A 14,824-nucleotide genomic window follows, 5' to 3' on the forward strand; every position below is an offset into this window, starting at 1 on the left:
ACAATTTAATTTTAAATGGTACAAAAGTGATAAAAAAGCGTATACTCAAGGGCAGATTTTGCATTTGATTTTGAGGTGATTGGTGTTTTTATCCGTTTTTGAGCTTTTTAAAATTGGTATTGGTCCTTCCAGTTCACATACGATGGGGCCAATGGTTGCTGCTAATATGTTTTTGCAAGAAATTCTTGCGCGAAATTTTTCTCCATCATCTCACATTAAAGTTTCTCATATACGTGCTTATCTTTATGGTTCATTGGCTTTTACGGGAATTGGCCATGCTACAGACAGAGCTATCATACTAGGACTTTTGGGAGAAAAAGCTTCTACCGTTGATCCTGATCACATAGGGTCACTGTTAGAAAAGGTAGAGCGTGAAAAAAAAGTCCAGCCAGAAGGCCACCCTGCTTATAAGTTTGATTTGCGCAGTGATATTATTTTTGAACGAAAGATAACCTTACCTGGACATGCTAATGGGCTTGCATTTGAGGGGCTTGATGGTAATGAAAATGTTCTTTTACGACAAATTTATTATTCTATCGGCGGAGGATTTGTTGTAACCGAAGATGAGTTAAATCGTATGAATGGTAATAGACAAGCAGAAACATCTGAGGTTCCATATCCTTTTAGTTCTGCAAGTGAAATGTTATTAATGGCAGAAAAATCAGGACTTTCAATTGCGGAGATGAAACGCATAAATGAAGAGACAAAGATGGAGCGTTCTGCTCTTGATAGTGGGCTTGATGAAATTTTTTCAGCTATGATAAATTGTATTGATAGGGGTCTTTCACAAGAAGGTGAATTGCTAGGTCAGTTGCATGTGCCAAGACGTGCTAAAGAATTGCATGATAAACTTTTGGAGAATCGAAAGAAAAATCGCAATCACCCGTTTTTGGCGAATGATTGGCTTTCTGTGTATGCTATAGCAGTAAATGAAGAAAATGCATCTGGTGGTCGAGTTGTTACTGCACCGACGAATGGCGCAGCTGGTGTGGTACCTGCAGTTTTACGTTATTATCTTCAGTTTAATGATGCTTCAGATCGAGAGGGAATACATAATTTTTTATTGACGGCGGCAGCTATTGGTGGTGTCATAAAACATAATGCTTCTATCTCTGGTGCAGAAGTTGGTTGTCAAGGTGAAGTTGGGACGGCATCTTCAATGGCAGCTGCGGGGTTAACGGCTGCGTTGGGTGGTACACCAGCTCAAATTGAAAATGCTGCAGAAATTGCTCTTGAACACCATTTGGGAATGACTTGTGATCCAATTGCAGGTCTTGTGCAGGTTCCTTGTATTGAGCGTAACGCAATGGGTGCTGTTAAAGCGGTGACGGCTTCTTCTCTTGCGTTACATGGTAATGGGAAGCATTTTGTGTCTCTTGATGCTTGTATAGAAACGATGCGTCAGACAGGGCATGATATGAGTGAACGCTATAAAGAGACAAGTAAAGCTGGTCTCGCGGTTAACGTAACGTTCTGTTAGAGTGTAAAAACGATATTTAATTTGGCAGATTGTTGCTGATTAATTATTAGTCGATAAAGTGGTTGTATTTATAAATTACTTTTATATGTTTAAAAAACACAAATTAAAAAAATTCAAACATATTATATAGTATCTGTGTTTCTTGAGAGAAGCTGTGAATTATTTTTCTATTAAATTGTTCACGACAATCCTTGCGTCAGGGGCTATCCAATAGCTATTGTGTTTCATAGGTTATAGAAAAATTTTAAGAAATGATCTCTGGTGTTACCAAGAGTAATCGATGTTTTATATTTTTAAAGGATGATTTACTTTAAAAGTTGAAAGTATATAATCAGATAGTTTAACAAAATTCTGCAGTGTCATCTTGTGGGTGCAAAAAAAACGCACCTAGTAGGGACTTTTTAGATTGTAGGCAACATTTGAATATTTTTATTAACAAAATAATTCTCGTGAAAATTATCTATGAAATTAAACATTTGTTGCACCTAGACGGATTTTAATAGGTACACTACCAGTTTGACTTGCGACGCGTAAATGAATACGTACAGGCGGTGTTGCTAGGCGACGATTTCGAATGGTTTGGAAAATGAGAAGATTGACAAGAGATTGCGTGTTTAGTGCAGTGGAGGTATGTTTTAAGTCAGCAAGTTTTATCGCCGAATTGTGTAGAGAACGCAATGAAAAGAGAGGTGACTGCTTCAAACGTTTTCCTTTTTCGGAAAATGAAGCAATAGCATTATATGTCATGATACTATCCTTAATGCAGAATTTAAAAATTTCTAATAAGCTACAGCATAGCAGTTAAAATTTGCTTTCTTTAAAGTAGAGCAAGCATTGGATGCAGCTTTTTTTGATTGAAAACCTATAAACCGAGCACGGTAATAGTGGCGCCCGCTTTTTTTAAATAATTGCATATGTGAGGACGCGTTTTTTAAAGCTGAATAAGCTGCATTTTTTGCTTTTAGCAGCAAAGCTTTTGCATGCTTTTCATCAGGAAGGGAACCAATTTGAATTGCCCATCCAGCCTTTGTTGATAAAGAGGCTCTAACTATTTCAGCATTTTTAATGGGTGTCGCTTTTTGAGGATTAGGGATTGGTATAATTGCTTGGTTTACAGCGGCTATTGCTGTATTGAAATTTTCAGATGGTTCTGCAAGCGCTGTCAATATAGTAGAAATTTCGTCATCAAAATCGGTTGGATCAGCTTTGAAAACTGGTATAGGGATATTTACGCCAGTGGGTAAGTCATAGTGTGTGGATGCCATTAAACGTTCACCATTCTTCATGAGGCTTGCTTGTGGCAAATATTTTTTCAATAAACTGGCCATATGATTATCACGTGCGGCAGCTGATTTTCCTCCCATAACAACAGCAACGATGGAGCGTCCTTCACTTCGTATTGATGTAGCTAAATTAGAACCTGACATTTGTGTGTAGCCTGTTTTAATTCCATCGACACCCTCCATTGTTTTGACTAATTTATTATGGCTATTAATTGTTTGACCACGGAAAGTAAAACTTGTTGTCTTGAATAGTTTATACTGCTTTGGAAAATGTTTACGTAAAGCTAATGCTAAAATGGCCATATCTTGTGCTGTAGAATAGTTTTGCACATCTGGGAGTCCTGAAGCATTCGCAAAATGTGTATTTGTCATTCCAAGTTGGCGGGCTTTTTTTGTCATAATTTGAGCAAACTTTTTTTCATTTCCACCCAAATACTCAGCAATAGCAGTAGCAACATCATTTGCTGATTTTGTAATGAGTGCTTTGGCGGCCGCTTCTGCAGAAATTGTTTGCCCCGCTTGAAGTCCGATTTTTGTTGGTGGACGTGCTGCTGCACGACGAGATACAGGAATTGGTGTATTGGATGTTATGCGACGCATATGCATAGATTCGAAGAGTATGTACAGTGTCATCATTTTTGTTAAAGAAGCGGGATAACGTTTCAGTTTTGCATTAGCTTGAAATAAAGTTTTTCCCGTGTGTTCATCTATAACGATAGCTGCATATTTATCGGGATAAGCTCCTTGAGGAGTAGCTAATGCCCAAGAGTAAGAAAAAGCTAAAATAATAAAGGCAATTGCTAGTTTTTTGTAGCAACACACGGCTTTAGAGCAATTAATATACACTTGTAATATCCTACTTCTTTTTTCTTTATTTTCTCTGAAAATTCCTGTCAAGATCCCCTTCTTTTGTAATTTAGAGAAATGATGTTACTAATTTGTTTACAGAAATCATTTTGTGAGTTTTCATATTTGCTCCTACCTTCATCATAAGGGAAAACTTTCTCCTTCTTTACATAAACAGGTATTGCAATAGTTATGAAAAGACTTAAGATTAATAAAAAGTATGTTGCACGAGAAACGATGATGGTAAAAAAGCTAACAACGAACTCCATACGTCATACTATGCACAATGAAAAGGGCAAGAGTTGGAAAAAAAGTAGATGTGACGCGATTATCATACCTAAAGCTAGACTAAAACTTCAAAAGCCTAAGCTGTATCGTATCCTTTTACTTAATGATGATTATACACCTATGGACTTTGTTGTTTTTGTTTTAAAGAATTTTTTTAAAAAAAATTTGGAAGAAGCAACGCGCATTATGTTAAATGTTCATCAAAATGGGGTGGGTGAATGCGGAACTTATACTTATGAAGTAGCTGAAATGAAGGTTGTGCAAGTTATGGAGTGTGCACATCAAAATGAACATCCATTACAATGTGTAATGGAATAGGAGTGAGGGATTATGCCGTCTTTTACGCCTAGTCTTGAAGAAGTTTTGCATCGCGCATTAACAATTGCTACCCAAGCGCGGCATGAATATGCAACGTTAGAGCATCTTCTACTTGCTTTGCTAGATGATGTAGATGCAAGTTCAGTTATTCAGGCTTGTCAAGTAGATTTGGAGCAGTTGCGAGAGCGTTTAACAAATTATATCCAGTCAGAATTAGATGCACAGATTAAAGCTGATGACGATACAAAGCCGACAGCATTTTTACAGCGTGTTATCCAGCGTGCAGTGATACATGCTCAATCCGCTGGAAAAGACGAAGTCTCAGGAGCGAATGTCCTTGTTGCAATTTTTTCTGAACGTGAAAGTTATGCAGCGTATTTTCTTCAAGAGATGGGAATGACGCGTTATGACGCTGTGCGTTTCATTTCACACGGGATCAAGCGTGATGATGGATTATCCATGTTACTTGAGGATCTTGAAGAGCAATTAGATCAGCAAATTTTGGATAATGATGAAAAAGTGACAAGTGCGCTTGCTGCTTATTGTGTTGATCTCAATTGCAAAGCACGTAGTGGAAAGATTGATTTATTGATTGGTCGTGAGGTGGAAATTTCACGAATGATTCAGATTCTATGTCGAAGGTCAAAAAATAATCCACTTTTAGTGGGTGATCCTGGTGTTGGAAAAACGGCTATAATTGAGGGGTTAGCTAAACGCATTATTGATGGACTGGTGCCTGAAGTTTTGTCAAATGCAACAATATTTTCTCTTGATATGGGAGGACTTGTTGCTGGTACACGTTATCGCGGTGACTTTGAAGAACGGTTAAAGCAAGTTATTAAAGAATTTGAGCAATATCCAGATGCAATTTTATTTATTGATGAAATTCATACATTGATTGGAGCAGGAGCGACATCTGGGGGGAATATGGATGCAGCAAATCTTTTAAAACCTGCATTATCTTCTGGAGCTATTCGATGTATTGGTTCAACGACTTACAGAGAATATCGCAAAATTTTTGAACAAGATCGAGCTTTAGAGCGACGTTTTCAAAAAGTTGATATTAATGAGCCTTCTATTGTCGATGCGATTAAGATTTTACAAGGTTTAAAGCCTTATTTTGAAGATTTTCATCAAATAAAATATACTGATGAGGCAATGAAGGCATCTGTAGAGCTATCTTCACGGTATATGATTGATCGTCGTTTACCTGATAAAGCGATTGATGTCGTTGATGAAAGTGGTGCAGCACAAATGCTCTTGCCCAAAAAAAAGCGAAAAAAGAGTATAGGTATTAAAGAAATTGAAGCCACTGTTGCCAGTATGGCGAGGATTCCTTCAAAAACAGTTTCTAGCAATGAACAGAAGATACTTAGCAATCTTGAAAGGGAACTTAAACATGTTGTTTATGGACAAGATAAAGCAATTTCAGCGTTAGTATCATCAATTAAATTAGCACGAGCAGGATTACGCGAAGCAGAAAAACCCGTAGGCAGTTATTTATTTTCAGGACCAACAGGTGTAGGAAAAACTGAAGTTGCAAAGCAGCTTGCATCTTCTTTAGGGGTTGAACTGTTACGTTTTGATATGTCGGAGTATATGGAACGGCATACGGTTGCACGTTTAATAGGAGCTCCTCCAGGTTACATAGGATTTGATCAAGGCGGTCTCCTTACAGATACAGTTGACCAGAATCCTCATGCAGTTTTATTGTTAGATGAAATTGAGAAAGCTCACCCAGAGCTGTTTAATATTTTATTGCAGGTAATGGATTACGGCAAGTTAACGGATCATAATGGCAAAAAAATTGACTTTCGTCATATCATTTTAATTATGACAACCAATGCAGGTGCTTCCGATATGACAAAGTCGGCTATTGGGTTTGGCAAAGTGGAGCGTGACGGTGATGATATAGAAGCAATCAATCGATTATTTACACCAGAGTTCCGTAATCGGCTAGATGCTATCATTCCGTTTGCCCCTTTATCTCAGTTAATAATCAGTCAAATTGTGCAAAAATTTATTTTTCAGCTTGAAGCACAATTGGTTGATCGGGGGATCTGCTTTGAATTAACGACTTCCGCTATGGTTTGGCTTGCTAATAAAGGATATGATTCTCAAATGGGTGCGCGTCCATTGAGCCGCGTTATACAAGAGCATATTAAGAAGCCATTAGCTGATGAAATTTTATTCGGTAAGTTGCGCAATGGTGGTATGGTTCATGTGTTAACACGCAAGCTAGAAGGGAAAGATGAGGAGTTGCAGTTAAAAATTTCATCTTCCAATATGCCAGTTTGTTCAAAAAGCAGTAAAACTACACGCCTTGTAAAAAGGCGTGTGGGAAAAAAATTAAGTAACTGAAGTTTACTTTTAAAGGGCAGCTCGAATTTTTTTTGCGTTCTCTTCAAGTATTTCTGTAGGCGTAATGGTGTTGTTATGAGGAGTGAGTGCTACTCCTTCCATGCGTGGTATAATATGGAAGTGGAGGTGGTAAACCGTTTGCTGACTAGCTGCTTCATTAAATTGCATAACTGTTATACCATCTGCGTTAAAGGCTTTTTTTACTGCATTAGCGATTTTTTGGACAGTTTTAATAACTGGAAACAATATTTCAGGATCCGCATCCAGTAGGTTTCTAAAACCTTTTCGAGGAATGACCAGCGTATGGCCTGGCGCTTGTGGCATAATATCCATGAATGCAATAGTATCATCATCTTCGTAAACACGAACAGAAGGTATTTCATTACGAATCAATTTAGCAAAAATATTATTATCATCATAAATTTGTTTCATATAAATATTCCCTTTTATTAATTCTGATTCAGAATTTTAATTTTAAGACAGAAGAGTACGGTAGTTGGTAAAGTGTTTACTAGAGAGTGTTTTTACATTTTATGTAGTTGCACTGCCATTGATGAAGGGTTTAAATTTCTATGATAGCTTCAACCTCTACTGGAACATCCATAGGAAGAGCGACGACACCAATAGCAGAACGAGCGTGTTTTCCAGCTTCGCCAAGGATATTGGTTAGAAGGTCAGACGCTCCATTGGCAACAAGAGGAATATCGGTAAACTTAGGATCAACAGCAACAAAAACTGTGATTTTTACTACGCGTTTTATTTTATTTAAATTACCGATAGCTGCCTTTATTTGTGCAAGAATATTGATAGCACATACTTCAGCTGATTTTTTTGCTTGTTCTATGCTAACAGTTGCACCAACCTTACCAATCGCTATGGGTTTTTTGTCAAGAAGAGGGAGTTGTCCGGAGATAAAAAGTTGATTACCGCTTTGCGATGTTGTTACGTAATTTGCAACAGGTTGCGTTGCTTCAGGAATAGTGATGTTGAATTTTTGAAGATAGCTTTCAATCGAATTGGTCATAATTTTAACTCCATAACTGTAATATAGCTATTGCATAAACTATTTTTTAATTTAAGAAAATGTGAGTTAATCAAGATGCTGGCTTTTCGTGCTTTATTGTATGATGGTATGCTGTGCAATGGAATTGGAAATAGGGAATGATGAGGTCATTATTTGTAATAATTTTATATGTTTCTCTTGTATATGCTGCGGGAGCTAGGGAGCCCATTTTTGTTGCACCGCATCGAGCAGTTTACGATTTTCAGCTTGATGGTGCTTTTAACGAAATGCCGATTTTAGGGATGTCTGGGCGGATGGTTTACGAACTTACTGGTTCAGTATGTCAGGGTTACACTACACGTTTTCGTTTTATTAGTCGTGTTCATATTGAGGATGCGCCAATGCGGCTAACTGATCAACAAACTACGAGTTATGAAACAGGTGACGGTCGTACATTCCACTTTAATACTACAGATAAGATTGGACAAGATGTTGCGCATAATGCTGAAGGATCGGCGGAGCGTATTCAAAATGAGATTATAGTGAAATTAAAAAAGCCTGAGGAAAAAGAATATAGGCTTGTAACAGCTGAATTTCCAATTATGCAGTTGAAGAGTATTATTCGGCATGCGAGAGCAGGTCACCATTTTTATTATACCACTGTATTTGATGGGACAGGTAAAGCAGACAAAGTTATAAAAGAAAGTGTAGTTATTGGAGAAAAGAAGACTCAAATACCTGATGCTGAAACGAAGGAATTGGAAAATTTGAATGAGGAAGGGTATTGGCCAGTTACGATTTCTTATTTTGATGATGTGGAAAATAAAAATGGTCTCCCTATTTATCGTACCAGCTTTTTTTTACATGAAAATGGTGTCATGCGTAATCTTCATGTGGATTATGGGACTTTTTCTGTACATGCAAAGTTGAATAGTCTTGAGTTTCTTGATGTTGAAAAGAGTCTTGATCAATGTAAACATTAAATGATTGTAGAAAATAACTTGAAAAAGAATCAAATATTAGTATGGTTGCTTCATTCCACACGCGGAGTTTGGGTGTTTGCGAAAAGGGTTAGCAAACGTCCGCCGGTAGTAGGATTTCCTACTTTTTCCGCGGAGGTTAAACCGGAAAGGATAGATTATGGCACTACCAGATTTTACTATGCACCAGCTTTTAGAAGCAGGTGTTCATTTTGGTCACCAGACTCATCGCTGGAACCCAAAGATGACTTCTTATATTTACGGTCAGCGTAATAATATTCACATTATCGATCTTTCTCAGACTGTTCCGCTTTTGCATCAAGCGCTTAAACTTGTTTCAGATACAGTTGCGCGTGGTGGTCGTATTTTATTTGTTGGTACTAAGCGGCAGGCAGCTGATATTATTGCAGATGCAGCGAATCGTTCAGCGCAGTATTATGTTAATGCACGTTGGCTTGGTGGTATGCTTACAAATTGGAAGACAATTTCTAATTCTATACACCGCTTGCATAAGCTTGATAAAGTTCTCGCTGCTGAAGCACAAGGGTTTACTAAAAAGGAACGTTTAAATCTTGAACGTGATCGTGAAAAACTTAATCGCGCGCTTGGTGGTATTAAAGATATGGGGTCTGTTCCAGATCTTATATTTGTTATTGATACAAATAGAGAAAATATCGCTATCCAAGAAGCAAAACGTTTAGGGATTCCGGTTGTTGCTATTGTTGATACTAACTGCGATCCTGATAGCATTGATCATCCGATTCCAGGTAACGATGATGCTTCGCGTGCGATTTCCCTTTATTGTGATCTTGTTGCCCGTGCAGCTCTTGATGGTATTGCTCGTCAGCAAGGTGCAATGGGTATTGATTTGGGAGCTCAAGCTGATACGCTTGTGGAGCCTACTTTGGAAAATGCGGCTCCAGTTTCTGAATAATATTTAAAACGTTTGTTAGGGTATTTATTTCTAAAGAAAGGTTGTAAGCGTGCACAAGATTGTTCTCTTGCACGCTTTCATTATTACAGAATAAAGAGGCAAATATGAGCATTACTGCTGCACAAGTAAAAGAACTTAGGGAATTGTCAGGCGCTGGTATGATGGATTGTAAAGCGGCTTTGGCAGAAACTAATGGTGATATAGAAGCTGCGGTTGATTGGCTTCGTAAAAAGGGGATAGCCAAGGCAGATAAAAAAGCTGGTCGTATGGCAGCTGAAGGATTAATTGGAGTTGTATCAGAGGGTTTAAGCGCAGTTTTGGTAGAGGTTAATTCTGAAACAGATTTTGTTGCGCGCAATGATATGTTTCAGGATATTGTACGCAATGTGGCAACCGCTGCTTTGGGTACTCAGGGGGATGTTGAGTCTGTTTCTATGTCTTTTTATCCTAGCTCTGAGAAGACTGTAGAGGCAACAATTAAAGATGCTGTTGGTACAATTGGCGAAAATATGACATTTCGCCGTTCTGCTAAGTTATCTGTTGAGGAGGGTGTTGTTGCTACGTATGTCCACAATAGTGTAGCTGAAGGGCTTGGAAAGCTGGGTGTTTTGGTTGCTATTGAAACTACAGGAAATAAAGAAGCTGCTGCTACTTTTGGTCGACAGGTTGCAATGCATATTGCAGCAACTAATCCATTGGCGTTAACAGTGGAAGGTATTGATGTCGATGCTGTTGAGCGTGAAAAAGCGATTTTTTCAGATCAAGCGCGCCAGTCTGGAAAGCCTGAAAATATCATTGAAAAAATGGTTGAGGGACGAATGCGTAAATTTTATGAAGAAGTTGTTTTACTGTCCCAGGCTTTTGTTATGAATCCTGATGTTACCGTTGAGGCAGCTTTAAAGGATGCTGAAAAGTTAATCGGTGCGCCAGCAAGAATCACAGGTTTTATTCGTTTTGCATTAGGTGAAGGTGTGGAAAAAGAGGAATCTGATTTTGCTGCGGAAGTTGCTGCGGTTGTAAAAGGCTAACTGTTTTTGTAAATTATTGATTATAAATTTTGAAATTATATCATTGAGTATAAAATCACTGATGTAAAGTATTAGTTGCTTAGAGGGCGTCACGTAATAAAGTGGTGCCCTTAGTGGTATCGAAAGCAAAAAGTAAATGTGCTTTTTGGGAGATTATCAATGACATTAGCTCTTCAGTATAAACGTATTCTCTTGAAAGTCTCTGGTGAGGCTCTTATGGGAGGACAGAGTTTTGGAATTGATGTTTCAGTTGCAGATCGTATTGCTGCTGATATTGCTGAAGTACGGGCAATGGGGGTAGAAGTTGCCATTGTTATAGGTGGTGGTAATATTTTTCGTGGAGTTGCTGTTGCTTCGCATGGTGGGGATCGCGTAACTGGTGATCATATGGGGATGCTTGCAACAGCTATTAATTCTTTAGCGTTGCGAACATCATTAACGAAGTTAGGAGTTGAGACGGTTGTATTGTCTGCAATTTCTATGCCACAAATTTGTGAAAGCTTTTCACAGCGTAAAGCGATAGGTTATATGAATCAAGGAAAAGTTGTTATTTTTGCGGGTGGTACTGGTAATCCATTTTTTACTACCGATTCTGCCGCTACTTTACGTGCAGCAGAAATTGGTGCAGATGTTTTATTAAAAGGAACGCAAGTAGATGGCATTTATTCTGCAGATCCCAAAATAGACCCTACGGCGAAACGCTTTAATCAGTTAACGCATGTTGAAATTTTGCAGTGGGGGCTATCCGTTATGGATACAACAGCGGTCACTTTAGCACGCGAGAATAACGTTCCAATTATTGTATACTCTATTCATGAAAAAGGCGGTTTAGCTAAAGTATTAAATGGAACAGGACGATTTACAATAGTATCGGAATGAAGATAATTTTCCAAGCGTAATTAAAGGAGACAGAAATATGAGTGTTACATTGATTATGGATGATCTGAAACGTCGCATGGATGGTGCTATTTCGGCTTTTAAACATGAATTAGGTGGCTTACGAACTGGGCGAGCATCAGCCAGCTTATTAGAGCCATTAACAGTTGAGGCTTATGGTTCTGTTGTCCCGATAAATCAGATTGCAAATATTTCTGTTCCAGAACCGCGGATGCTTTCAGTCTCTGTGTGGGATAAAACTATGATGGGAGCTGTGGAGCGTGCTATTCGTGATTCTGGTCTTGGTTTAAATCCTATTACTGATGGTATGAATTTGCGTATTCCTTTACCTGAATTAAACGAAGAGCGTCGTAAAGAGCTCGTAAAGATTGCACATCAATATGCAGAACAAGCTCGTGTTGCTACTCGTCACGTTCGCCGAGATGGCATGGATAATTTAAAAAAGTTAGAAAAAGAAGGTGAAATTGGTAAAGATGAGGCTCACAGTTTGTCTGAGAAAGTCCAAAAACTTACAGATGAAACTATTGCTGATATTGATAAAATTTTAGCTGTAAAAGAATCTGAAATCATGCACGTTTAAGACGGTTTCACTATATTTTATGAGTTTATCGATAAGATTAATTTGGGAGATTGGTGTTTTTGAATTTTCATTTATGGATGGGTAGGGTTATCTTATTGTAGAGCATTACTTTATTGAATGGATAAAATTTTTTAGCGTAGTTTTATTAATTTTCGTGATGAAAATATTTTCAATTATTAGCGGTTAATTAAATATTTTATAGTCAGTGATTGGTTAAGGAGTGTGAGGCAAAAAATAGTGCCTTAGTTTGGTTGTTTTTGTCATAGTTATAGAGGGTATGGTAAAATGGGTGAATTGGATGTTATTTTGTGTAATTGACTTTCAATAGTCTTTTAAGCTCTGAAGATGTCACTGATAATATGATAAAAATGCTCTAATATAAAGTAAATATTAGGTCTTATTTTAGTAGTTTGCACAGAGCAGTAAGGGGAGCTTGTCTATCTTTACGATTAGTAGCATATTTAGCAATGTATTTTGGAATTAACCACGGTTAAATGAACCTTTTCATTCGCTCTAACTCATTGTTAATCTCATGAGCGACGTCTTGGTATATCGAATTGTTTATGGTAGATTATATGTAAGGTTTGCAAAAGTGCAAATGTAAAAATACTATAGAGAAAAGCTTTTTTGCATCGGCTTTTGAGTTTGTGCTTTCTATTTTTTTATTTGGATATCGTTTTGTCTAATTTAGTATCTCGTATTCTGACAGCTTTTGTTTTTGGTATTATTACTTTATGTTTAACGTGGGTTGGGGGAGTTTTATTTTTTTTATTTGTATGGGTAATTGGTGGTTTTATTCTCTATGAATGGATTAGCATTACTAAGGAAAAGTGGAGTATTTTACAAAAAGCGTTAGCGAGTATTTTTTATTCGGTATTTGGTTTTTTTTTGGTATTGAACGTATCTGCTGCGTTCATTTTTTGTGTTTTAATAGCTTTGGCAACATTGTTAAGTATTGGATCCATTAAAAATATTGGTTGGATTTTTTTTGGTTTTTTATACGCATCTTTTCCAGTTGTAGCTTTATCTTTTTTGCGTGGCTATGGGATATCAGGGTTCTGGGTTGTTATTTTTTTATTTGCAGTAGTATGGGGAACAGACATTGGTGGATATTTTAGTGGACGTGCATTTGGTGGTCCCAAATTGGCTCCACAATTTTCTCCTAATAAAACATGGTCTGGGGCACTTGGTGGTACGTTTGTAGGAGTTTTTGGTGGTATATTAATTTCTTTAGTCTTTTTTAACACAAGTTTAGCAAATTTTTTTATACCATTTCTCGCCTTTGTTTTATCAATTGTTTCACAAATAAGTGATTTAGGGCAGTCATGGCTAAAAAGGCAGTTTTCTGTTAAGGATTCTAGTTCTTTATTACCTGGGCACGGTGGGTTTATGGATCGTATGGATGGATTAATAGGAGCGGCTTCTTTTCTATATTTAATTGGTTCGTTTATGTCTGGTATGGATACACCTTTTAATCTTTTTTTAATGGTTTAATCGGGAGAAGGTATCTTGGAATTTGTGAGTCATATAATCACTATAGGCGATTTGCTTTTGAGAAGTTTGAATATTTTCTTGATTGTTATGGTTATTATTTTTGTGCACGAAATTGGGCATTATCTCATTGGGCGGTGGTGTGGTATTAAGGCATCAATTTTTTCACTTGGATTTGGACCACGGATAATGGGGTATACAGATAAGTGTGGCACACAGTGGCGTTTATCGCTCATTCCTTTGGGAGGGTACGTAAAATTTATTGGGGATGAAGATGATACAGCCATGCCATCATCCCAATCATCTCCGGTTGTTGATGGTTCATTTGCTAGTGCTCATGCTTGGAAAAAAGCAGCAACTGTTTTTGCTGGTCCATTATTTAATGTTCTTTTTACTATTGTTCTTTTTACGTTTTTTTTCTTTATTTATGGACGTGTAGTCATTGAACCTGTTGTTGGCTCTTTAGTAAAAGATTCTCCTGCTGTTCAAGCTGGCTTGGTATTAGGCGATCGTTTTGTTGAAATGGATGGTCGACAAGTAAAAAGTTTTGAGGATTTGATATCCTACGTCACTTTTCATGGGGGAAGTCCTATAAAATTTAAAATAAGGCGTATGGAAAAAGTGTTTACGACAGTGATTACACCAACGGTAGTTGAGCGAGATGATGGGTTTGGTAATCGGATTCAGAGTGGAATGATAGGAGTAGGTGCGCCTGTTGATCCTAATAATCCTATGCATTTAGATTCAGCTTATAAAAAACATATTCCTTACAGCTTTGGAGAAGCTATAAGAGAAGCAGCAGAGCGTGTGGTATTTATTGTTAGACAAACAGTTTTTTTTGTTAGTCGTTTTATAGGGGGAAAAGAAGATCATTGTCGGTTAAGCGGTCCATCAAAGACTATTAAAATTGCTTGGCAGGTAAGTGAAACAGGTTTTATTTCTCTTTTACAGTTTGCGGCTTTTCTTTCGATCAGTATTGGAATTATTAACCTTTGTCCAATTCCGCCACTTGATGGAGGACATTTATTATTTCATATTATTGAAGCTTTTTCAGGAAGAACAGTTTCAGAGAAAGTTCAGGGAATTATTTTTTATTTTGGTTTCTTAATTGTTTTCACGTTTATGATTTTTGCACTATTTAATGATTATTTCTGTTGGTTTCGGTAATTAAATTATGGAAAACATTTTTAAAATTGAGTAATAGTAGAGGAGGTAGGGGTTAAAATTTGTTTACTATGTCCGCGAAATATTGTGGCAGTGTGCGCCATGGTTAGTAATTAAAGAGTGGGAAGTCTCGCTGTGAATAAAAGAATTGTTATGGCAGTTAGTTTTTTG

14 protein-coding genes are annotated in these 14,824 nt (G+C 37.4%); 10 read left to right on the forward strand and 4 right to left on the reverse strand.

Annotated features, from left to right (window positions below):
• Positions 1 to 82 precede the first annotated feature (82 nt).
• The gene (locus tag V5N67_RS04710) at positions 83 to 1,480 is read left to right on the forward strand and encodes an L-serine ammonia-lyase (protein ID WP_332060746.1); all 1,398 of its coding nucleotides are present in this window, start codon (positions 83 to 85) and stop codon (positions 1,478 to 1,480) included.
• 468 nt (positions 1,481 to 1,948) lie between these two features.
• On the opposite strand, the gene V5N67_RS04715 is transcribed toward V5N67_RS04710, so the two are convergent.
• Entirely contained in the window at positions 1,949 to 2,227 is a 279-nt protein-coding gene (locus V5N67_RS04715; protein ID WP_332060747.1) for a hypothetical protein, read from the reverse strand.
• A gap of 32 nt (positions 2,228 to 2,259) precedes the next feature.
• Positions 2,260 to 3,609, reverse strand: a complete 1,350-nt coding sequence (locus V5N67_RS04720) for an SPOR domain-containing protein (protein WP_332060748.1) — start codon at positions 3,607 to 3,609, stop codon at positions 2,260 to 2,262.
• Positions 3,610 to 3,849: 240 nt separating this feature from the next.
• Here V5N67_RS04720 and clpS point away from each other — a divergent pair, with 240 nt between their 5' ends.
• On the forward strand, positions 3,850 to 4,215 hold the full coding sequence (gene clpS, locus V5N67_RS04725; RefSeq protein WP_332060845.1) for an ATP-dependent Clp protease adapter ClpS: 366 nt from the start codon (positions 3,850 to 3,852) through the stop codon (positions 4,213 to 4,215).
• Between the two features lie 12 nt (positions 4,216 to 4,227).
• Positions 4,228 to 6,576, forward strand: a complete 2,349-nt coding sequence (gene clpA / locus V5N67_RS04730; RefSeq protein WP_332060749.1) for an ATP-dependent Clp protease ATP-binding subunit ClpA — start codon at positions 4,228 to 4,230, stop codon at positions 6,574 to 6,576.
• A gap of 9 nt (positions 6,577 to 6,585) precedes the next feature.
• Here the strand turns inward: clpA and V5N67_RS04735 are convergent, their stop codons facing one another.
• Entirely contained in the window at positions 6,586 to 7,008 is a 423-nt protein-coding gene (locus V5N67_RS04735) for an HIT family protein (protein WP_332060750.1), read from the reverse strand.
• Between the two features lie 130 nt (positions 7,009 to 7,138).
• On the reverse strand, positions 7,139 to 7,600 hold the full coding sequence (locus V5N67_RS04740) for a RidA family protein (protein ID WP_332060751.1): 462 nt from the start codon (positions 7,598 to 7,600) through the stop codon (positions 7,139 to 7,141).
• A gap of 137 nt (positions 7,601 to 7,737) precedes the next feature.
• On the opposite strand from V5N67_RS04740, the gene V5N67_RS04745 reads away from it, so the two are divergent.
• The 7 genes from V5N67_RS04745 to rseP all read left to right on the forward strand — a co-directional run bounded on the left by V5N67_RS04745 (position 7,738) and on the right by rseP (position 14,656).
• A complete protein-coding gene (locus tag V5N67_RS04745; protein ID WP_332060752.1) occupies positions 7,738 to 8,562 on the forward strand; it encodes an EipB family protein in 825 nt (274 codons plus the stop codon).
• Between the two features lie 157 nt (positions 8,563 to 8,719).
• The gene (rpsB, locus tag V5N67_RS04750) at positions 8,720 to 9,493 is read left to right on the forward strand and encodes a 30S ribosomal protein S2 (protein WP_332060753.1); all 774 of its coding nucleotides are present in this window, start codon (positions 8,720 to 8,722) and stop codon (positions 9,491 to 9,493) included.
• A gap of 104 nt (positions 9,494 to 9,597) precedes the next feature.
• Positions 9,598 to 10,521, forward strand: coding sequence for a translation elongation factor Ts (tsf, locus tag V5N67_RS04755; RefSeq protein WP_332060754.1), 924 nt, complete (start codon positions 9,598 to 9,600; stop codon positions 10,519 to 10,521).
• A 159-nt stretch (positions 10,522 to 10,680) separates the two neighbouring features.
• Positions 10,681 to 11,400 carry a UMP kinase gene (gene pyrH, locus V5N67_RS04760; protein WP_332060755.1) on the forward strand — a complete coding sequence of 240 codons (720 nt, stop codon included), beginning with the start codon at positions 10,681 to 10,683 and terminating at the stop codon, positions 11,398 to 11,400.
• A 37-nt stretch (positions 11,401 to 11,437) separates the two neighbouring features.
• A complete protein-coding gene (frr, locus tag V5N67_RS04765) occupies positions 11,438 to 11,998 on the forward strand; it encodes a ribosome recycling factor (RefSeq protein WP_332060756.1) in 561 nt (186 codons plus the stop codon).
• Positions 11,999 to 12,676: 678 nt separating this feature from the next.
• Positions 12,677 to 13,492, forward strand: a complete 816-nt coding sequence (locus V5N67_RS04770) for a phosphatidate cytidylyltransferase (protein WP_332060757.1) — start codon at positions 12,677 to 12,679, stop codon at positions 13,490 to 13,492.
• 15 nt (positions 13,493 to 13,507) lie between these two features.
• Positions 13,508 to 14,656 (forward strand): RIP metalloprotease RseP, encoded by a 1,149-nt coding sequence (gene rseP / locus V5N67_RS04775; protein WP_332060758.1) that lies wholly within the window; start codon positions 13,508 to 13,510, stop codon positions 14,654 to 14,656.
• Positions 14,657 to 14,824 lie beyond the last annotated feature (168 nt).

It is taken from the genome of Bartonella rhinolophi, assembly GCF_036576165.1.
GTDB lineage: Bacteria > Pseudomonadota > Alphaproteobacteria > Rhizobiales > Rhizobiaceae > Bartonella.

What these genes read in the sequence shown, in the direction of transcription:
- V5N67_RS04715 (WP_332060747.1), bottom strand. Translation starts at nt 2,227, where the DNA reads ATGACATATAATGCTATTGCTTCATTTTCCGAAAAAGGAAAACGTTTG.
- clpS (WP_332060845.1), top strand. Translation starts at nt 3,850, where the DNA reads ATGGTAAAAAAGCTAACAACGAACTCCATACGTCATACTATGCACAAT.
- clpA (WP_332060749.1), top strand. Translation starts at nt 4,228, where the DNA reads ATGCCGTCTTTTACGCCTAGTCTTGAAGAAGTTTTGCATCGCGCATTA.
- V5N67_RS04735 (WP_332060750.1), bottom strand. Translation starts at nt 7,008, where the DNA reads ATGAAACAAATTTATGATGATAATAATATTTTTGCTAAATTGATTCGT.
- V5N67_RS04740 (WP_332060751.1), bottom strand. Translation starts at nt 7,600, where the DNA reads ATGACCAATTCGATTGAAAGCTATCTTCAAAAATTCAACATCACTATT.
- V5N67_RS04745 (WP_332060752.1), top strand. Translation starts at nt 7,738, where the DNA reads ATGATGAGGTCATTATTTGTAATAATTTTATATGTTTCTCTTGTATAT.
- rpsB (WP_332060753.1), top strand. Translation starts at nt 8,720, where the DNA reads ATGGCACTACCAGATTTTACTATGCACCAGCTTTTAGAAGCAGGTGTT.
- tsf (WP_332060754.1), top strand. Translation starts at nt 9,598, where the DNA reads ATGAGCATTACTGCTGCACAAGTAAAAGAACTTAGGGAATTGTCAGGC.
- pyrH (WP_332060755.1), top strand. Translation starts at nt 10,681, where the DNA reads ATGACATTAGCTCTTCAGTATAAACGTATTCTCTTGAAAGTCTCTGGT.
- frr (WP_332060756.1), top strand. Translation starts at nt 11,438, where the DNA reads ATGAGTGTTACATTGATTATGGATGATCTGAAACGTCGCATGGATGGT.